Origin of the sequence: Rhodopseudomonas palustris (assembly GCF_003226555.1) — a bacterium.
Classification (GTDB): Bacteria; Pseudomonadota; Alphaproteobacteria; order Rhizobiales; family Xanthobacteraceae; genus Rhodopseudomonas; species Rhodopseudomonas palustris_I.
In genome coordinates, this window is record NZ_QKQS01000006.1 from 224,881 (window position 1) to 243,515 (window position 18,635).

16 protein-coding genes are annotated in these 18,635 nt (G+C 66.6%); 13 read left to right on the forward strand and 3 right to left on the reverse strand.

The window, feature by feature from the left end; translation table 11 throughout:
- From DNX69_RS02980 to DNX69_RS02995, 4 genes are all read left to right on the forward strand, one after another.
- Positions 1-924, forward strand: a complete 924-nt coding sequence (locus DNX69_RS02980) for a branched-chain amino acid ABC transporter permease (protein WP_110784526.1) — start codon at positions 1-3, stop codon at positions 922-924.
- The gene (locus DNX69_RS02985) at positions 924-2,408 is read left to right on the forward strand and encodes an ATP-binding cassette domain-containing protein (RefSeq protein WP_110784527.1); all 1,485 of its coding nucleotides are present in this window, start codon (positions 924-926) and stop codon (positions 2,406-2,408) included. Before DNX69_RS02980 ends, DNX69_RS02985 begins: the two co-directional genes overlap by 1 nt.
- 42 nt (positions 2,409-2,450) lie before the next feature.
- The gene (locus DNX69_RS02990; RefSeq protein ID WP_110784528.1) at positions 2,451-3,230 is read left to right on the forward strand and encodes an SDR family oxidoreductase; all 780 of its coding nucleotides are present in this window, start codon (positions 2,451-2,453) and stop codon (positions 3,228-3,230) included.
- A gap of 199 nt (positions 3,231-3,429) precedes the next feature.
- A complete protein-coding gene (locus tag DNX69_RS02995) occupies positions 3,430-4,806 on the forward strand; it encodes a GH1 family beta-glucosidase (protein ID WP_110784529.1) in 1,377 nt (458 codons plus the stop codon).
- Between the two features lie 15 nt (positions 4,807-4,821).
- Here DNX69_RS02995 and DNX69_RS03000 read toward each other — a convergent pair whose 3' ends face one another.
- Positions 4,822-5,934 carry an SbmA/BacA-like family transporter gene (locus DNX69_RS03000; protein ID WP_110784530.1) on the reverse strand — a complete coding sequence of 371 codons (1,113 nt, stop codon included), beginning with the start codon at positions 5,932-5,934 and terminating at the stop codon, positions 4,822-4,824.
- Positions 5,935-6,032: 98 nt separating this feature from the next.
- Between DNX69_RS03000 and DNX69_RS03005 the strand changes: the two genes are divergently transcribed.
- The 6 genes from DNX69_RS03005 to DNX69_RS03030 all read left to right on the forward strand — a co-directional run bounded on the left by DNX69_RS03005 (position 6,033) and on the right by DNX69_RS03030 (position 12,252).
- A complete protein-coding gene (locus DNX69_RS03005) occupies positions 6,033-7,505 on the forward strand; it encodes an amidase family protein (RefSeq protein WP_207803105.1) in 1,473 nt (490 codons plus the stop codon).
- Between the two features lie 99 nt (positions 7,506-7,604).
- Complete coding sequence (locus DNX69_RS03010; RefSeq protein WP_110784532.1) at positions 7,605-7,832, forward strand: ferredoxin; 228 nt, start codon at positions 7,605-7,607, stop codon at positions 7,830-7,832.
- A 68-nt stretch (positions 7,833-7,900) separates the two neighbouring features.
- Positions 7,901-9,100 (forward strand): cytochrome P450, encoded by a 1,200-nt coding sequence (locus DNX69_RS03015; RefSeq protein ID WP_110784533.1) that lies wholly within the window; start codon positions 7,901-7,903, stop codon positions 9,098-9,100.
- Between the two features lie 21 nt (positions 9,101-9,121).
- Positions 9,122-9,787 carry a sulfite oxidase-like oxidoreductase gene (locus tag DNX69_RS03020; RefSeq protein WP_110784534.1) on the forward strand — a complete coding sequence of 222 codons (666 nt, stop codon included), beginning with the start codon at positions 9,122-9,124 and terminating at the stop codon, positions 9,785-9,787.
- A gap of 227 nt (positions 9,788-10,014) precedes the next feature.
- On the forward strand, positions 10,015-11,238 hold the full coding sequence (locus tag DNX69_RS03025) for a bifunctional alpha/beta hydrolase/OsmC family protein (RefSeq protein WP_110784535.1): 1,224 nt from the start codon (positions 10,015-10,017) through the stop codon (positions 11,236-11,238).
- Between the two features lie 51 nt (positions 11,239-11,289).
- Positions 11,290-12,252, forward strand: a complete 963-nt coding sequence (locus DNX69_RS03030; RefSeq protein WP_110784536.1) for a fatty acid desaturase family protein — start codon at positions 11,290-11,292, stop codon at positions 12,250-12,252.
- Between the two features lie 464 nt (positions 12,253-12,716).
- Here DNX69_RS03030 and DNX69_RS03035 read toward each other — a convergent pair whose 3' ends face one another.
- Both DNX69_RS03035 and paaZ read right to left on the reverse strand, forming a co-directional pair.
- Entirely contained in the window at positions 12,717-13,454 is a 738-nt protein-coding gene (locus DNX69_RS03035; RefSeq protein ID WP_110784537.1) for a hypothetical protein, read from the reverse strand.
- Between the two features lie 229 nt (positions 13,455-13,683).
- Positions 13,684-15,723: a phenylacetic acid degradation bifunctional protein PaaZ gene (gene paaZ, locus DNX69_RS03040; protein ID WP_110784538.1), complete on the reverse strand. Its 2,040-nt coding sequence runs from the start codon at positions 15,721-15,723 to the stop codon at positions 13,684-13,686.
- Positions 15,724-15,873: 150 nt separating this feature from the next.
- On the opposite strand from paaZ, the gene paaG reads away from it, so the two are divergent.
- Genes paaG through paaK form a run of 3 tightly spaced genes read left to right on the forward strand, consistent with a single transcriptional unit; the run spans position 15,874 to position 18,460 of the window.
- Positions 15,874-16,659: a 2-(1,2-epoxy-1,2-dihydrophenyl)acetyl-CoA isomerase PaaG gene (gene paaG / locus DNX69_RS03045; RefSeq protein ID WP_110784539.1), complete on the forward strand. Its 786-nt coding sequence runs from the start codon at positions 15,874-15,876 to the stop codon at positions 16,657-16,659.
- A 53-nt stretch (positions 16,660-16,712) separates the two neighbouring features.
- Complete coding sequence (gene paaI / locus DNX69_RS03050; protein WP_425327289.1) at positions 16,713-17,114, forward strand: hydroxyphenylacetyl-CoA thioesterase PaaI; 402 nt, start codon at positions 16,713-16,715, stop codon at positions 17,112-17,114.
- Positions 17,115-17,128: 14 nt separating this feature from the next.
- Positions 17,129-18,460, forward strand: a complete 1,332-nt coding sequence (gene paaK, locus DNX69_RS03055; RefSeq protein ID WP_110784541.1) for a phenylacetate--CoA ligase PaaK — start codon at positions 17,129-17,131, stop codon at positions 18,458-18,460.
- Positions 18,461-18,635 lie beyond the last annotated feature (175 nt).

Below are 18,635 nucleotides of genomic sequence, written 5' to 3' on the forward strand. Positions count from 1 at the left end.
ATGGGTTTGTTCACATCACGACTGTTCTGGATCTCGCTTCTCGTCGTCGCGGTCGCAGCGACGCTGCCGCTCTACGTCTCCGGCTACATCCTCGGGCTGCTGACGGTGGCGTTCTATTTCGGGGTGTTCGCGATGTCCTGGGACCTGCTGTTCGGTTTCGCCGGCGAGGTCAATTTCGGCCCGACCTTCCTGATCGGCACCGGCGCCTACACCGCAGGCATCATCAACAACCTCTACGGCGTGTCGCCCTATATCTGCATCTTCATCGGCGCGATGGCCGCGGTGGTCGCAGGCTTCATCCTGGCGCTGCCGGCGCTGCGGGTGCGCGGGCCGTATTTCGGCCTGACCACGCTGGTGGCGGTGCTGATGCTGCAGAATTTCATCGTGGTGTTCGCCGAACTCACCGGCGGTGAGATCGGCCTGACCATCCCGGACGTGATCACCATCAATGCCGGCGCCAACTACTGGATCGCGCTCGGCTTCATGACGGTGAGCGGCGCCATCCTGTACGGGCTGTCGCAATCGCCGATCGGCCTGGTGCTGCAGGCCTCGGGGCAGGATCCGGTGCAGGCCGGCGCGCTCGGCTTCAACATCGTCAAGCACAAGCTGTTCGCCTTCGTGGTCAGCGCGTTCTTCTCGGGCCTGTCGGGGGCGCTGCTGGTGTTCTACTTCGGCACCGCCTCGGTCGGCACGGTGGTCGACGTCGCGGTCGGCGTGAACGTGATCGTGGCGGCCGTGTTGGGCGGACGCCGAACCGTGATCGGCGCGGCGCTGGGCGCGGTGTTCCTGATCGTCGCTGGCGAGTTCCTGCGCCCGACCGGCGAACTCGCCACCTTCATCGTCTCGGCGATCGCATTGCTCGTCGTGCTGTTCTTCCCCGGCGGCTTCCTCGGTGCCGCCATGTCGCGCGAGGCTCGGACCTGATGGACGCGGTCTCCGGCAACTTTGCTCCCACCCTCGAAGTCCGCGGTCTCACCAAACGGTTCGGCGGCCTCACCGCGGTGAAGAACCTGTCGTTCGATCTGCGCGCCGGTGAGATCTTCGGCCTGATCGGGCCGAACGGCTCCGGCAAGTCTACCGCGATGAAATCGATCATGGGGATCGAGCGCCCGACCGCCGGCGAGGTCGTATTCCAGGGCGAAGACGTCGCCGGGCTGCCGGCGCACAAGATCGCCCGCAAGGGCTTCGGCATGGTGTTCCAGCATTCGCGCCCCCTGAACCGGCAGACGGTGCTGGAAAACATCATGGTGGCGCTGCTGCCCGACAGCCTGCTGGCGCTGTTTCACGATCGTGCCCTGGTCGAGCGTGCCGAGGCGATCGCCGAACGGGTCGGCCTCGGCGCGGTGATGCGGCGCAAGCCCCCCACTCTGCCATTCGCCGATCTGCGCCGCCTCGAGCTGGCGAAAGCCATCGCGCGTGATCCAAAAGTGGTGCTGGTCGATGAGCCGTTCGCCGGCCTGACGCTGGCGGAGGTCGGCACCTTTTCCGAGCTGATCGCCGGCTTCCGCGACGAAGGCCGCGCGGTGCTGCTGGTCGATCACAACGTCAAGAGCGTCGCTGCGCTGGTCGACCGCGTGCTGGCGATGTATCTCGGCGAAGAGATCTGCACCGGCGCGGCCAGCGAGGTGATGAAGAACGAAACCGTCCGCCGGGTGTATCTCGGCGGCGCGATCGAAACCTCGGCACGTCCGGAAACCAGCTTCCACGACAAGCGGCCGCTGCTGCAGGTCGAGAACGTCAACGTGTTCTACGGCAAGGCCCAGGCGCTGGAGAACGTCTCGATCCACGTCCACGAGAGTGAATTCGTCTCGGTGGTCGGCCTCAACGGCGCGGGCAAGACCACGCTGTTCAACACCATCTCCGGCCTCCTGCCCTACACCGGCGCGATCAAGCGCGGCGGCGAGGCGCTGCGCGGCACGTCGGCGGCCAAGATCGCGCGCGACGGCATCGTGCAGTGCCCCGAGTCCCGCGAGTTGTTCGGCGAGATGACGGTGCGCGAGAATCTCGATCTCGGCGGCTATCATCTGGCCGACGACGTCCGCGACAAGCAGATCGAATGGCTGTTCGAACTGTTTCCGATCCTGCGCGAGCGCCACGGCCAGCTCGCGCAGACGCTGTCCGGCGGCGAGCAGCAGATGCTGGCGATCGGCCGCGCGCTGATGATGCAGCCGAAGATCCTGATCCTCGACGAGCCGACGCTGGGGCTTGCACCGGTGATCCTCGAGCAATTGTCGAAGGCGCTGGAGAAGCTGCGGCAGACCTCGTCGATCACGGTGCTGCTCGGCGAACAGAACGTCACCTTCGCGCTGCCGCACGCGGACCGTGTCTATGTGCTCGAGCACGCTCGGATCGTGTGGGAAGGCGATCCCGCACGCTTTGCCGCCGAGGCCGGAGAAGGCTATCTGTAGCGGCGGCGTCCGGCCGACCCGGACTTCTCCGAAGGGCACTCGATGGACCTGCATCTGCGCGGCAAGCGCGTCCTCATCACCGGCGCGTCGAAAGGCATCGGCGCCGCGGCGGCCGAAGCGTTCGCTGAAGAAGGCTGCCACCTGCGGCTCGCCGCCCGCAACAAGGATGCGCTGGAAGCCCTCGCCGCGCGGCTGCGCGATCAGCACGGCATCGACGTCGCGGTGCATGTCGCCGATCTGCGGAGCAAGACCGACCTCGCCGAGCTCGCCGCGCAGGCGAGCGACATCGACATCCTGATCAACAATGCCGGCGACATTCCGCGCGGCACGATCGATGCGATCGACGAGGCCGCCTGGCGTCACGCCTGGGATCTGAAAGTGTACGGCTTCATCGATCTGACCCGGCTGGTCTACGCGCAGATGAAAGCGCGCGGCGGCGGCGTGATCATCAACGACATCGGCGCGGCGGGCGAACGGCTCGACGCCGGTTACATCTGCGGCTCCGCCGGCAACGCCGCGTTGATGGCGTTCACCCGCGCGCTCGGCGGCCGGAGTCTGGCCGACAACATTCGCGTGGTCGGCATCAATCCCGGGCCGGTCGGCACCGATCGTTATCTCGGCCGCATGAAGGGCCGGGCCAAGGCCGAGCTCGGCGACGACAACCGCTACCTGGAGCTCCAGAAGCATCTCCCGCTCGGCCGCCCGGCGCAGCCGCGCGAGATCGCCGACATGATGGCTTTTCTGGCGTCCGACCGCTCCGGCTACACCACCGGCGCGATCTTCACCGTCGACGGCGGTCTCAGCGCCGGCTGGCCGGCCTGACGCGCGTGGCGGATCGTCCAGCGGATCGTGCGGCCCGCAACCCTGCCATGACGATGTGACGGTGCTGCGGGTTTTGCTCCTGCCACGATAACGGAGCAGCAACCTCCGCAGGCGGCACAACGTCGCTGTTTGATTCAGCGCAAGCGCGGCCTCGCGCGCACAGGCGTATCAAACGATACCATCAATCGGAGTGCCCGCCATGGCGTCGTCGCCCACTTCAGCCTCAACCGATTCCGCGCCGGGCTTGCCGGCGCTGTCGCATATCGACCGGGATTTCGTCTGGGGCGTCTCGACCGCCAGCTTCCAGATCGAGGGAGCCGCCAACGAAGACGGCCGCGGCCAGAGCATCTGGGACGTGTACTGCCGCGCCGGCTATGTCGCCAACAACGACACCGGCGACGTCGCCTGCGATCACTACCATCGCTATCAGGAAGACGTCGCGCTGATGAAGGCGCTCGGAATTCAGGCGTATCGGTTCTCGATCGCCTGGCCGCGGATCCTTCCGCAAGGCACCGGCCCGATCAACGAGCCTGGGCTCGCCTTCTACGACCGTCTGATCGATGCGCTGGAAGCCGCCGGCATCGAGCCGTGGATCTGCCTGTATCATTGGGATCTGCCGCAGGCGCTGGAAGAGCGCGGCGGCTGGCTCAACCGCGACATCGTGAGCTGGTTCGCCGACTACGCCCGCATCATCGGCCAGCGCTACGGCAAGCGGGTGAAACGCTTCGCCACCCTCAACGAACCCGGCATCTTCAGCCTGTTCAGCCGCTCGTTCGGCGTCCGCGACCGTAGCGCCGACGACAAGCTGCACCGCTGGATTCATCACGTCAATCTGGCCCACGGCGCCGCAGTCGACGCGCTACGCGAGACCGTGCCGGATGCCTCGATCGGACTGATCACCAACTACCAGCCGGTCTATCCGTCGAGCGACAGGCCCGAAGACGTCGCCGAGGCCAGACTGATCAGCGACTACTGGAATCGCGCTTTCGCCGACCCGCAATATCTCGGCGAATATCCCGAGCTGATCCGCGACGCCCTCGAGCCGCATGTCCTGCCCGGCGACATGGCACACATCCAGCGGCCGCTCGACTGGTTCGGGCTCAATCACTACAGCCCCGTCTACATCAACTCCGATCCGAACGCGATCGTCGGCCTCGGCTGGGGCGCCAAGCCCGCGGGCATTCCGCGCTCGCCGATCGACTGGACGATCGAGCCCGATGGGTTCCGGGACACGCTGATCGAGATCAGCCGCCGCTACGGCAAGCCGGTCTACGTCACCGAGAACGGCTATGGCAGCAACGTCGAGACTCCGGACGCCAATGGCGAGGTGATCGACCCCGGCCGCATCGGCTTCCTGCGCGACTACATCACCGCGCTCGATCAGGCGATCGCAGCCGGCGCCGACGTTCGCGGCTACATGGTGTGGTCGTTGCTCGACAATTTCGAATGGGAATCCGGTTACGGCGTGCGGTTCGGCCTCGTCTATATCGACTATGCCACGCTGCAGCGGATCCCGAAGGCATCGTTTAACTGGTTCGCCGACGTGATCCGGCACGCCCGCGGCGGCGGTGCGTGAGCCTGCCGGCTTTGCTTACGACGGCGCCAGCTCGCGCGCGGCGCCGGACGGCCCGGCCGGGAGCCGATCCGGCATCTGATCGATCGCGGCGAGCAGCGCCGCGACGCGATTGGCGGAGGACCGCCAATCCGCCAGCCGCTGGTAATTATCGACCAGCCAGTTCACCGCGCCCTGCACGGTGACGAAAGCGGCCGCGCTCTGCGTCACCTCGCCGAGCGTCATCGCGCCGGCGAGATATTTCGGAAAGCACAGGAAGTACGCGGCGACCGGCGCGAACAGGAAGTTGCTGTGCGACACCAGCGTCATGTCGACGAGCTGCCAGCACAGGTCGCGCCACGACCGCAGCACTTCCTGCAGGCGCCGCGCCAGCTTCGCCATCCACGCCTTCTCGTCGGCCTCGCTGGCCGGACGGCCGCCACGCATCACTTCGGCGGCAGCGCGGAATTCCGCCTCGTTCTGATTGCGCCGTTCGCTGATGCTGGTCATGCGCCGGCCGAACCACAGCATCAGCGCCGTCATGATCGTCGAATAGCCGATCACGCCGACGACCAGATAGCCGGGGATCTCGGCGCGATAGCCGAACACGGTGAGATCGATGCTGCCGCCGACGCTCCACAGCACGCTGAAGAAGGTCAGCGCCGTCAACACCGAAGACAGGAACGCCAGGATCAGATCGACCGGAGAGTCAGTGGCGATCCGGACGTCCTCGGCGAGGCGATATTCCGGGTTCTCGGCGCCGTGATCTGTACCATCGATTGGAACGTTGTGGTCCTTTCGCGACCAGCGCGCGAGGATTTCACATGTCATCGACTCGCGCCATTTGCGTTGCCCGGTCATGCGGCCCCACACCGAGGTCGCGGCGAGCATCACGCTGGTGACGGCGAGCGCCACGAAGATCCCCGTCTGCGCCCACAGGGCGCCGGCGTCCTTCCGCTCCAGCGCATCGAAGAAATGCCGATTCCACAAATTGAGATAAAACTGAACCAGCAGCTGCGCCAGCACCACGCCGATCAGCACCACGATCAGCCCCGTGACGCGAGGCTTGCCGCTCAGCCAAAATTTGCGGGACAGCAGCCAGAACCCGGTCAGGTTGTGGCCGTTGGAGTCGTTATGTGAGAAGAGTCCCATGACGCGATATAAGGCCCCGGCCGGCGGGTTGTGAAGCGCTCCGGGGCTACCCATTGCGTCTAGTCTTGGTATCCGGTCCAACGCGCCGACGTGATGCGATGACGTCGCCGGCGCAATCAACTCAGGGGAGTTACAGGGTGGCGGCAGATCAGGCGCTGGTAAAGGAAACCGCTTGTGCAGTGGTGGGCAAGCTCAAATCCGGCGAGGTGACGCCGCTCGAGCTGCTCGACGTGCTGGAAGCGCGGATCGCCGAGGTCGACGGCGCCGTCAACGCCTTGCCGACGCTGTGCTTCGACCGCGCCCGCGGCCACGCCGCCGAGCTGATGAAGAAGCCGCCCGCTGAGCGCGGTCTGCTGGCCGGGCTACCGCTGCCGATCAAGGACCTCACCGCGGTCGCCGGCGTGCTCACCACCCAGGGCTCGCCGATCTACAAGGATCACGTCCCGGCCCGCTCCGACCTGATGGTCGAGAATCTCGAAGCCAACGGCGCGGTGGTCTACGCCAAGTCCAACACCCCCGAATTCGGCGCCGGCGCCAACACCTTCAACGAAGTGTTCGGAGCGACCCGCAATCCGTGGGACCTGTCGCGCTCGGCGGCCGGCTCGTCCGGCGGCGCCGCGGCGGCGCTGGCATCCGGCACCGCATGGCTGGCCCAAGGCTCCGACATGGGCGGCTCGCTGCGCAACCCGGCGAGCTTCTGCGGCATCGTCGGCCTGCGCCCGAGCTTCGGCCGGGTCGCGCATACGCCGGCGGCCAAGATCGACCGCAATCTCGGCGTCAATGGCCCGATGGCGCGCAACGTCGAGGACGTCGCGCTGCTGCTCGACGCGATGAGCGGCGAATTCGCCGCCGATCCCTTGTCGATCCCCTCACCCGCGACTTCGTTCCTCACCGCGGCGCGGTCGCGGCAGAAGCCGCTGCGCGTCGCCTATTCGCCCGATCTCGGTATCACCCCGGTCGATCCCGAAGTCGCCGCCGTCACCCGCAAGGCGGCCGAGCGCTTCGCCGAGGCCGGCGTGACCGTCGAACAGGCCAAGCCCGACCTGTCCGAAGCGCATGAATGCTTCCACGTGCTGCGCGCCTTCGACTTCGCGATCAGCAAGGCCGAGTTGCTGCGCACCAAGCGCGACCTACTCAAGCCGGAAGTGATCTGGAATATCGAGCAGGGCCTGAAGCTCAGCGTTGACGATCTCGCCAAGGCCGAAGCGCAGCGCGTGGCGATGGCGGCGCGCACGATCGAGTTCTTCCAGAGCTACGACCTGCTGCTGTGCCCGGCGACGATCACCGCGCCGTTCCCGGTCGAGCAGCGCTACCTCGCCGAATGCAACGGGCACACCTTCGACAACTACGTCGAATGGCTCGGCATCGTCTATGCGATCACGCTGGTGTGCTGCCCCGCGCTGTCGCTGCCCTGCGGCTTCACCAAGACCGGGCTGCCGGTCGGCCTGCAGATGGTGGCGAAGCCGCGCAACGAAGCCGGCCTGCTCGCTGGCGCCGCGCTGCTCGAGGACATTCTCGGTCTGAAGGGCACGACCCCGATCGACCCGCGTCCGGCGCCCGCCAGCCTGTAGGCGCCGACGGGACTGGCGGTTGCAACACGCTGTGCTACTCTCCGGCGTGTTGCAACACCGATAGATCCGCCGACAAAGGCGGACGATGGGGAAACGCCAATGTCCGATCACCTGAATGCGTCCGAAACGCTGAAAATCCACGTCGACCAGGACAAGTGTCAGGGCCATGCGCGCTGCAAAGCGCTGGCTCCGGAGCTGTTCGAGCTCGACGATTACGGCAATGCTCACGAGATCGGCGACGGCGCGGTGCCCACCGCGCTGATCGACCAGGCGTGGCTGGCCAAATCCAACTGCCCGGAGAACGCGATCGTCATCGACGAGGCCTGATCACTCCGTCTTCTCCCGTTCGAGCGGCGCCAAGACCGCAACGACTTCTCGCAGAGGAAACGCCAGACATGAGCGACCGAGCACCCGTCACCGACTGGGTCAACGACTTCGACCACACCGATCCGCGTTGGACCGAGAATCCGTATCCGATCTGGGACGAGCTGCGCGCGGCCAGCCCGCTGATCCATACCGAGCGCTTTCTCGGCTGCTACATGCCGACCACCTTCGCGGCGGTGAAGGAGATTTCCTACGACACCGAGCACTTCTCGTCGCGGCGGATCATCGTCCGCAACGTCCGCTCGGCATCGCCGCCGCCGGCGCCGCCGATCACCTCCGATCCGCCCGAGCACAAGCCGGCCAAGCGCCTGCTGTTGCCGCCGTTCACGCCGGATGCGGTCGCCAAGCTGGAGCCGCGGGTGCGCGCGATCTGTAACGAGCTGATCGACGCCTTCATCGAGGACGACGGCTGCGACGCCGCGACCGCCTATACCAAGCACATTCCGGTCAAGACGATCTGCCACATGCTCGGCATTCCGGAAGACGACAGCGACATCTTCATCCGCTGGATTCACGAAATCCTCGAACTCGGTATCAACGACGATGCCATCCTGATGAAGGCGGTGTTCGAGATGAGCACCTACTTCGCCGGCCACATCGCGCACCGCAAGCAGAAACCGACCGACGATCTGATCACCACGCTGATGAACGCCCGCGACGACAACGGCCAGCCGCTGTCGGACGCGCATGTGCTCGGCTCGCTGCGGCTGCTGCTGATCGCCGGCATCGATACCACCTGGAGCGCGATCGGCGCGGCGCTGTGGCACCTCGCCACGCATCCGGCCGACCGTGAGCGGCTGATCGCCGAGCCGGAGCTGATGCCGACCGCGATCGAGGAATTCCTGCGCGCCTATTCGCCGGTGACGATGGCGCGCGAGGTGATGAAGGAGACCGCGATCGCCGGCTGCCCGGTGAAGCCGGGCAACATGGTGCTGCTGTCGTTCCCCGCCGCCAACCGCGATCCATCGGTGTTTCCCGACGCCGACAAAGTGAAGATCGACCGCAAGGAGAATCCGCACGTCGCGTTCGGTCTCGGCATCCATCGCTGCGTCGGTTCCAACCTGGCGCGGATGGAGATGACGGTTGCGATCGAGGAGTGGCTGAAGCGGATCGCTTCGTTTAGGCTCGACCCGTCACAAAAAGTGCGGTGGTCGGAGGGCACAGTCCGTGGCCCGCGCAGCCTGCCGCTACTATTCGACAAGCCGAGCTGAGCCACGCCCGAAAGGTCGCCGATGTCCGACGATGCCGAACTGCCGCCGGAGTCCAAACTCACCCGCAGCAAGCAGCGCTGGGCGGCAGAAGGCAAATTCCTCACCGGCCGGCACGTCCGGCCGGATGAGCAGCGGCTGCCGCCGGGCCAGCATCTGGTGAAAGACTGGCCGGTGCTCGATCTCGGCCTGACGCCGCAGATCGGCCGCGACCGATGGCGGCTCGACGTCTACGGCTCGGTGGCGCAGCCGGTGTTTTGGGATTGGGCGCAGTTCATGGCGCAGCCGCAGGCCGACATCGTCTCCGATATCCACTGCGTGACCACCTGGTCGCGCTACGACAATCGCTGGCGCGGGCTCGCGACGCGAACGCTGCTCGACGCCTGCCAGCCGACCGATCATGCCCGCTACGTCGTGCTGCACAGCTATGACGGCTACACGACGAATCTCGCGATCGAAGACTTCGCCGCCGCGGATGCGCTGCTCGCGCACAGCTGGTCCGGCGCGCCGCTCGATCAGGAGCACGGCGGTCCGGTGCGCCTCGTCGTGCCGCATCTGTATTTCTGGAAGAGCGCGAAGTGGCTGCAGGCCATCGAATTCCGCGACGGCGACGCGCCCGGCTATTGGGAGGTTCGCGGCTATCACAATCGTGGCGATCCATGGGCCGAGCAGCGCTATTCCGGTGATTGACGCCGCGCCGGTCATTCCGGGGCGCGCCGACAGGCGCGAACCCGGAATCTCGAGGTGCTCTGAACTTCTGGATTCCGGGTTCGCGCTCCGCGCGCCCCGGAATGACGATCTGTAGCAAAGAGAATCCACCCGTCATTGCGAGCGAAGCGAAGCAATCCAGCCTCGTGCACTGAAGTGGATTGCTTCGCTTCGCTCGCAATGACGACGGAACATCAGGAGCATGCACTATGCCCACCGAACGTTTCCAATTCCCAGGCAGCGGCGGGCATCAGCTCGCGGCGGCGCTCGATCTGCCGGATGCGCAGCCGCTCGCCTATGCGCTGTTCGCGCATTGCTTCACCTGCAGCAAGGACAACCTGGCGGCGCGGCGGATCTCGGCGGCGCTGGCGGCGCGCGGCATCGCGGTGCTGCGGTTCGACTTCACCGGGCTGGGCGCCAGCGAAGGCGAATTCGCCAATGCGACGTTCTCGTCCAACGTCGCCGATCTGGTTCTGGCAGCCGATCATCTGCGCGCGACGCATCGGGCGCCGTCGCTGCTGATCGGCCACAGCCTCGGCGGCGCCGCCGTGCTGGCGGCTGCAGCACAAATCCCCGAAGCGAAGGCGATCGCCACCATCGCGGCGCCGTCCGATCCGTCGCACGTCACCGGACTGTTCGCCGACCAAGTCGACACGATCCGCCACGAGGGCAGCGTCGATGTTTCGCTCGCCGGCCGGCCGTTTACGATTCGGCGCGAGTTTCTCGACGATATCGCCGAACACAATCTGATGGCCGGGATCGCCAAGCTGCACAAAGCGCTGCTGATCCTGCACGCGCCGACCGACGACACTGTCGGCATCGACAACGCCACCAAGATCTTCCTCGCCGCCAAGCACCCGAAGAGCTTCGTCTCGCTCGATCATGCCGACCATCTGCTGAGCGATCGGCGCGACGCGAACTACGCGGCCGGCGTGATCGCGGCGTGGGCGCAGCGCTACATCGATGCCGAGCCGCCGGCCCCGACCGCGGGCGCACCCGAAGTGCCGCGCCTCGTCACCGTGCAGGAGACCGGCGACGGCAAATTCCAGCAGCAGATCAACGTCGGCCCGCATCGGCTGGTGGCCGACGAGCCGGCCAGCGTCGGCGGCCGCGACAGCGGTCCCGGGCCTTACGATCTCTTGCTGTCCGCGCTCGGCGCCTGCACCTCGATGACGATGCGGCTCTATGCCGAACGCAAGGCGCTGCCGCTCGATCGCGTCACGGTGACGCTGAGCCATGCCAAGATCCACGCCGAGGATTGCGCCGAGTGCGAAACCAAGATCGGCCTGCTCGACCGCATCGAGCGGGTGATCGGCATCGAGGGTGACCTGTCCGACGAGCAGCGCGCCAAGCTGATCGAGATCGCCGACAAATGTCCGGTGCACCGCACCCTCACCTCGGAAGTCAGCATCATCACGCGCAGCGCCGATTGACGCTGCCGGCCGCTTCCCCGACACTGCTAAAAACAAATCAGGGAGGCGGCGATGCCGGCAGTGGCGCGGATCGACCCGAAGACCATCTTCACGGCCGACGAATGGGCGCGGCTGACGCATCGCAGCTCGGCCCGCGGCCTGTGGCTGGTGGCTCATGCATGGGGAACGATCGCTCTCGCCGTCGCGCTGGTGACGATCTGGCCGAACCCGCTGACCTGGCTGCTCGCGGTGATGATCGTCGGCACCAGGCAGCTCGGCCTCGCCATCCTGATGCACGAGGCGGCGCATGGCGGGCTGCACCGCAATCCGAAGCTCAACGAGGCGATCGGGCAATGGCTGTGCGCGGTGCCGGTCGGCGCCGATCTGCCGGCGTATCGGCGCTATCATCTGCAGCATCACAAATTCACCCAGCAGCCGGAGGATCCGGATCTGGTGCTGTCGGCGCCGTTTCCGATCAGCAAGGACAGTTTTGTCCGCAAGGCGATCCGCGACCTCACCGGACAAACCTTCCTCAAGCAGCGGCTGCCGGCGCTGAAGGCGTTGTTCGCGCCGGCGGACAGCGGCGCACCGAAGCACGACAGCTTCGTCGCCAGCGGCAAGGCGCGCACCCAGCGCTTCCTCGCCGCCAACGCCGTGCTGCTGGCGCTGTTCTGGCTGGCCGGCGCCGGCGTCTGGTTCGTCGGCGTCTGGCTGGTGGCGATGGCGACCTGGCTGCCGCTGGTGACGCGGGTGCGCAACATCGCCGAACACGCCTGCACCTCGACCGGCCTTGATCCGTTCAGCCAGGCCCGCACCACGCTGGCCAATCCGCTGGAGCGGGCGCTGATCGCGCCGTACTGGGTCAACTACCACGCCGAACATCATCTGTTCATGTATCTGCCCTGCTACAACCTGCCGGAAGCGCACCGGCTGCTGCAGCAAAAGGGCTTGATCGACCGCGTCACCGTGGCGCCGTCCTATCGCGACGTGCTGAAGCTGGCGACGACGCGGCCGCGCGCCGTGGCGGCGGAGTAGCTGCGCGCGGCGGTGCCTCGGATCAGCGCCGCACGCCTCTTCGTCGTCATCCCATCTTCCGTCGTCGTCCCCCGCGCATGCGGGCGACCCAGTATTCCAGAGTGCGGTGGCGCAAATTTCGCACGGAGCAACGAGCGCTCTGGGATACTGGGTCGCCCGGACAAGCCGGACGATGACGGTTATGGCTGGAGCGAGCGCTCCGCTCTGCGCTGCCCTCCTCCCCTTCATGACGCTCTTACTTTCTGCGCAGTCGTACTGCTGATCGTCGGAGAGTGCACGGTCACGTATATCGCAAGCCATAAGCCTAAGAGGAAGTGATAATCACTCCGCAGCAAGGTCCCTATAGGGTTCGCGAGCTGGCGCTCGTGCCTCCGCATAAAGGAGCGAAATCGTAACGGACAACGCAGCGAACCTGCTGGTTCGGAACGATAATCGCTGGGTCGCGCGACGAGGCGGCCGACGCTTCAGCGCAGCCGGACTCCGATGGTGTAGGACGGCCGTTGCGCGGCTTCGCGCTGGCTTCGGATCAGGCGCAGATCGTCGTCGAGGTAGATGTTCTGCATCATCGGCTTGGCCTGAAACGACTTCGCCAGCCGCTTCGCTGACGCCGCGTCGAGGCCGCTGAGGTCGGGAGCGGCCAGGGTGGCGTTCGGGGCGTCGGCGTGATCGAGTTTGTGTTCGAGCACCGCGTCGAACCACGCCTCGGCGTCGTCGATGCTGAGGCCCTTGTCGCGGCGGCCGCGCGCCAGCTCAATGCCGATGTTCTCGATCAGCCAGCGCCCGTCCGCCACCTCGAAGCGCTGCACCAGCATCAGGTTGCAGGCGAGGCCGAGCGGCGTGAGCTTGTTCAGCAGCGCGTTCTGATGCCCCGGCGCATGATGCGCGACGTTGGCGTAGAAGCCCCGGTCCCGGAAGATCTGGTAGGACTGTGCGGGAATCCGGCCGGGCAGCGCATGGTGAAACGGGATGGTCGACCACAGCGGCGTCCAAACCCCGATCACCGCCGCGACCTGATCCTCGGCGCGTGGATGCGGATTGCGCCGGGTCAGCTCGTCGACATAGGGCATGAGCGTGGCGTCCAGCAGGGCGAGCTTTTCGCTCAACCGCTTGTCGTCCTGCCCTTCCACCAGTTGCAGCAGCCGGGCCTTGAGAGCCTGGGTACTCAGCAACGCGAGATCGGCGCTGTTCACCTTGTCCAGCATGGGCAGGGTTCTCCGGTGGTGATCGAACCTCGCGCCTTCCCTTCGGATTGAGCTATCTATCCGAGGCCTGCCACCGCGGCGGCAGAGAATAGCAAAGCCGCCGTGCTACCAATCGTCGTTCGATCGTGGCGACTGGCGACACCTCAACCACCGCCGCCGCCGCAAAGTTCCTGTTTTGAAACCGGTATAATAAGCGGGCCTGCGTCTGCCTAGATCCAGTGCGGCGATGCTACGCCGCCGGCCGCGCGCTCATCGTCAAGAGATCGTAGCGTGCCACCGGTTCGCCGTTCTGGTTGACGACCTCGACGTCCCAGCGCACCTCGCCATATTCCGGGCGCCGCGCCGGCGATTTCTGCTTCACCGTCAGCTTCACCTTGATCGTATCGTCGGGCGACACTGGCTTCAGGAAGCGCAGATTGTCGAGGCCGTAATTGGCGAGCAGCGGGCCCGGCGCCGGATCGACGAACAGGCCGGCGGCGAAGGCCAGGATCAGATAGCCGTGGGCGACGCGACCGGGAAAGAACGGATTGGCCTTGGCGGCGGCTTCGTCCATGTGGGCATAGAAGGTGTCGCCGGTGAAATGCGCGAAGTGCTCGATATCGTCCAGCGTGATCGGCCGGCTCGCAGTCTCGATGCTCTGGCCGATTTCGAGCTGGTTGAAGTTGAGCTTGAACGGATGTACCTCGGCGGCCGGCGCCGGCGCGCCGCGGCTCCAGGTGCCGGTGAGCGCCGCCAGCCGGCGCGGCGACGCCTGGATCGCGGTGCGCTGTAGGTAGTGATGCACGCTGCGCAAGCCGCCGAGCTCCTCGCCGCCGCCCGCCCTTCCGGGCCCGCCATGCAGCAGCGCCGGCAGCGGCGTGCCGTGGCCGGTGGATTCCGCCGCGTCGTCGCGATCGACGATCAAGAGCCGGCCGTGGAACGGCGCCACACCAAGGATCATTTGCTCGGCGACCGCGTCGTCATAAGTAAACAGCGACGCCACCAGGCTGCCCTCGCCGCGCGCCACCAGCTCGATCGCCTGATCGACATCGTCATAGGCCAGCACGGTGGCGACCGGTCCGAACGCCTCGGTGGCGTGGACGAGCCTCGCCTGCATCGGCTCACGCGCGCGTAGCAGAACCGGCGCGAAGTAAGCGCCGGCCTCGACATCGATCCCGTCGCCGGCGCAAGCGTTGGGATCGCCGAACACGATCTCGGCCTCGCTCTGCAGCGTCGCGATCGCGGCGCGCACCGCCTCGCGCTGGGCGCGGCTGACCAGCGGCCCCATCGCCTTGTCGTCGGTGCGCGGATCGCCGAGTTTCACCTCGGCGAGCTTCGCCTTCAACGCGTCGATCACTGCGGCCTCCAGCGCGCGCGGCACCAGGACGCGACGGATCGCGGTGCATTTCTGCCCGGCCTTGGCGGTCATCTCGCGCACGATCTCACGGACGAACAGATCGAACTCCGGCGCGTCCGGCGTCACGTCCGCCCCGAGGATCGCGGCGTTCAGCGAGTCGCGTTCGGCGATGAAGCGGATGGCGTGGCGGGCGACGTTCGGATGCGCCTGCAGCTTCTCGGAGGTTTCCAGCGAGCCGGTGAAGGCGATCACGTCCTGACCATTGAGGTGATCGAGCAGATCGCCGATGCTGCCGCAGATCAGTTGCAGCGCGCCTTGCGGCAGCAGCTTGGACTCGTCGATCAGTTTCACCAGCGCTTCGGCCACATAGGCGGTCGCGGTCGCCGGCTTGGCGATCACCGGCACCCCGGCGAGCAGCGCCGGCGCCAGCTTTTCCAAGAGGCCCCAGCACGGGAAGTTGAAGGCGTTGATATGCACCGCGACGCCGCGGCGCGGCACGAGGATGTGCTGGCCGACGAAGCTGCCGCGCTTCGATAAGGACTCGACCTCGCCCTCGGAGATGAACGGCGTATCCGGCAGTTCGCGGCGGCCACGCGAGGCGAACGCCGCCAGCGTCACCAGACCGCCGTCGATATCGATGGCGTTGTCGCGGCGGTTGGCGCCGGCCTCAGTGGCGAGCGAGTAGAGCTGCTCCTTGCGCTCGGTCAGGTAAGCGCCGAGCGCTTTCAGCATATCGGCGCGCTGATGAAACGACAGTTTGCGCAGGTTCGGCCCGCCGACCGTGCGGGCGTGATCGACCATCGCCCTGAAATCCAGGCCCGCGCTGGAGGCGCGCGCCACCGGGCGGCCGTCGATCGCGCTTGCGATCTCGACCAGACCGCCCTCCGGCGCCACCCAGCGATCGCAGACGAGGCTTTGCAAGGTGATGGTCATGGCGTCCTCCCGATGGCGGTCCGCGGTTCGCGGCGCGGTTTGACGTCCACGCCGGCCGTTGACACGATGTTGGCTTGGGCTAATAATTGACTGACCGATCGTTCAATTCAAGAGGCTTTTCAAAAGCCCGATACGGTGAGGGAGAGAAACGTGGACGAGATCCTGATCGACGATCGGGGGGCGTGGCGCGTGATCACGCTGAACCGGCCGGACCGGCTGAATTCGTTCAACGCCGCGATGCACCGTGCGCTGGCCGATGCGCTCGACGCGGCGCGCGAGCCCGCCTGCCGCGCGGTGCTGCTGACCGGCGCCGGGCGCGGCTTCTGCGCCGGCCAGGATCTCGCCGACGTCGCGGTGACGGACGGCGCTGCGCCCGATCTCGGCGTCACCATCGAGGAGTTCTACAATCCGCTGGTGCGGCGCATCCGTGCGCTGGACAAGCCGGTAGTGTGCGCGGTGAACGGCACCGCGGCCGGCGCCGGCGCCAACATCGCGCTGGCTTGCGACATCGTGCTGGCGGCGCGCTCGGCGAAGTTCATCCAGTCGTTTGCCAAAATTGGCCTGGTGCCGGATTCCGGCGGCACCTGGTTTCTGCCGCGGCTGATCGGCGATGCCCGCGCCAAAGCGCTGGCGATGCTGGCCGAACCGATCGGCGCCGAAACCGCGGCGGATTGGGGCCTGATCTGGCGCGCGGTCGACGACGATCAGCTCCGCGGCGAAGCCGAAAAGCTTACCGCGCATCTCGCCACTCAGCCGACGCAGGGGCTGGCGCTGATCAAGCAGGCACTCGCGGCGGCGGCGACCAACACGCTCGACGCCCAGCTCGATCTCGAACGCGATCTGCAACGCCAGGCCGGCCGCACACCGGACTACGCCGAGGGCGTCGACGCCTTCATCGCCAAGCGCGCGCCGAACTTCACCGGGAGAGCATCGTGACCGTACAGGACGAATTGTCCGCGGACGAGCTGGCGCGGGCCTGCGCCGATGCGATGTGGGCCAACGACCATGCCAGCAAGGGGCTCGGCATGGAGATCGTCGAGATCGGCGCCGGCTTCGCGACGCTGGCGATGACGGTGACCACCGAGATGGTCAACGGCCACGGCATCGCCCATGGCGGCTTCATCTTCACGCTGGCGGACAGCGCCTTCGCCTATGCCTGCAACTCCTACAACGACACGACCGTCGCGGCGCAGGGCGCGATCAGCTTCATCCGCCCCGGCAAGCTCGGCGCCCGGCTGGTGGCGAGTGCGCGCGAAGTCTCGCGCTCCGGCCGCAGCGGCATCTACGATGTCCGCGTCACCTCGGGATCGGTGGTGATCGCCGAGTTCCGCGGCCATTCGCGCGCGATCGGCGGCGCGCTGGTGCCGCCGCAACAACCAGAGCAACGTTGAGGGAGGAGACGGCGATGGCCGCGACCGTGCACCAGATCAAGCCCGGCACTTACAATCCCGAACTCGACGACGCCGAGCGCGCCTCGCGCGACGAGATTATAGCGCTGCAGACCAGGCGGCTCGCCTGGTCGCTGCAACACGCCTACGACAACGTCGCGCATTACAAGACCGCATTCGACCGCAAGGGCGTGCATCCGTCGGATTTCCGCCAGCTCTCCGATCTGTCGAAGTTTCCGTTCACGGTGAAGACCGACCTGCGCGACAACTACCCGTTCAAGATGTTCGCGGTGCCGCGCGAGAACCTGGTGCGGGTACACGCCTCGTCCGGCACCACCGGCAAACCGATCGTGGTCGGCTACACGGCGGGCGACATCGACATTTGGGCCACCGTGATGGCGCGCTCGCTGCGCGCCGCCGGCGCGCGGCGCGGCATGATCATCCATAATTCCTACGGCTACGGCCTGTTCACCGGCGGGCTAGGGGCGCATTACGGCGGCGAGAAGCTCGGCTGCACCGTGGTCCCGGTGTCCGGCGGCATGACCGAACGGCAGGTTCAGCTGATCAACGACTTCCGCCCCGATATCATCACGGTGACGCCGAGTTACATGCTGGCGATCCTCGACGAGTTCAAGCGCCAGGGCCTCGACCCGCGGGCGTCGTCGCTGAAATACGGCGTGTTCGGCGCCGAGCCGTGGACCAACGCGATGCGCGCCGAGATCGAGCAGGCGTTCGACATGGACGCCACCGACATCTACGGCCTGTCGGAAGTGATCGGCCCCGGCGTCGCGCAGGAATGCGTCGAGACCAAGGACGGGCTGCACATCTGGGAGGATCATTTCTATCCGGAAGTGATCGATCCGGAGACCGGCGAGGTGCTGCCGGACGGCGAGAAGGGCGAACTGGTGTTCACCTCGCTGACCAAGGAAGCCTTCCCCGTCGTCCGCTATCGCACCCGCGATCTGACGCGGCTGTTGCCCGGCACCGCGCGGCCGGGGATGCGGCGGATGGAGAAGATCACCGGCCGCTCCGACGACATGATCATCCTGCGCGGCGTCAACGTGTTTCCGACCCAGATCGAGGAAGTGCTGCTCGCCACCGACTGGTGCGGCGGACACTTCATCATCGAGCTGACCCGCGAGGGCCGGATGGACGAGATGACGGTGCTGGCCGAAGCCCGTTCCGAGAGCTGGGACGGCGCCGGCCTGGTGCCGCACGCCGAACGCGTGGCCAATTACATCAAGAACACCATCGGCATCTCCACGACGATCAAGGTGGTGCCGCCCGACACGCTGGAACGGTCGCTCGGCAAGGCTCGGCGGGTGTTCGACAAGAGGCCGAAGGGTTAGCGCGACGACCGTCGCCACAGCCACGACCTCATGGTGAGGAGGCGCGCAGCGCCGTCTCGAACCATGCGCCACAGGCCGTGCGCGTCATCTCATCCTTCGAGACGCCCGGCTGCGCCGGGCTCCTCAGGATGAGGTCGGAGTCTGTGGATGGCCTCGCGTCGGCGCGCTCGTTCGG

Coding starts and splice junctions, on each gene's coding strand:
- DNX69_RS02980 (WP_110784526.1), top strand. CDS start 1: ATGGGTTTGTTCACATCACGACTGTTCTGGATCTCGCTTCTCGTCGTC.
- DNX69_RS02985 (WP_110784527.1), top strand. CDS start 924: ATGGACGCGGTCTCCGGCAACTTTGCTCCCACCCTCGAAGTCCGCGGT.
- DNX69_RS02990 (WP_110784528.1), top strand. CDS start 2,451: ATGGACCTGCATCTGCGCGGCAAGCGCGTCCTCATCACCGGCGCGTCG.
- DNX69_RS02995 (WP_110784529.1), top strand. CDS start 3,430: ATGGCGTCGTCGCCCACTTCAGCCTCAACCGATTCCGCGCCGGGCTTG.
- DNX69_RS03000 (WP_110784530.1), bottom strand. CDS start 5,934: ATGGGACTCTTCTCACATAACGACTCCAACGGCCACAACCTGACCGGG.
- DNX69_RS03005 (WP_207803105.1), top strand. CDS start 6,033: ATGACGTCGCCGGCGCAATCAACTCAGGGGAGTTACAGGGTGGCGGCA.
- DNX69_RS03010 (WP_110784532.1), top strand. CDS start 7,605: ATGTCCGATCACCTGAATGCGTCCGAAACGCTGAAAATCCACGTCGAC.
- DNX69_RS03015 (WP_110784533.1), top strand. CDS start 7,901: ATGAGCGACCGAGCACCCGTCACCGACTGGGTCAACGACTTCGACCAC.
- DNX69_RS03020 (WP_110784534.1), top strand. CDS start 9,122: ATGTCCGACGATGCCGAACTGCCGCCGGAGTCCAAACTCACCCGCAGC.
- DNX69_RS03025 (WP_110784535.1), top strand. CDS start 10,015: ATGCCCACCGAACGTTTCCAATTCCCAGGCAGCGGCGGGCATCAGCTC.
- DNX69_RS03030 (WP_110784536.1), top strand. CDS start 11,290: ATGCCGGCAGTGGCGCGGATCGACCCGAAGACCATCTTCACGGCCGAC.
- DNX69_RS03035 (WP_110784537.1), bottom strand. CDS start 13,454: ATGCTGGACAAGGTGAACAGCGCCGATCTCGCGTTGCTGAGTACCCAG.
- paaZ (WP_110784538.1), bottom strand. CDS start 15,723: ATGACCATCACCTTGCAAAGCCTCGTCTGCGATCGCTGGGTGGCGCCG.
- paaI (WP_425327289.1), top strand. CDS start 16,713: ATGTGGGCCAACGACCATGCCAGCAAGGGGCTCGGCATGGAGATCGTC.
- paaK (WP_110784541.1), top strand. CDS start 17,129: ATGGCCGCGACCGTGCACCAGATCAAGCCCGGCACTTACAATCCCGAA.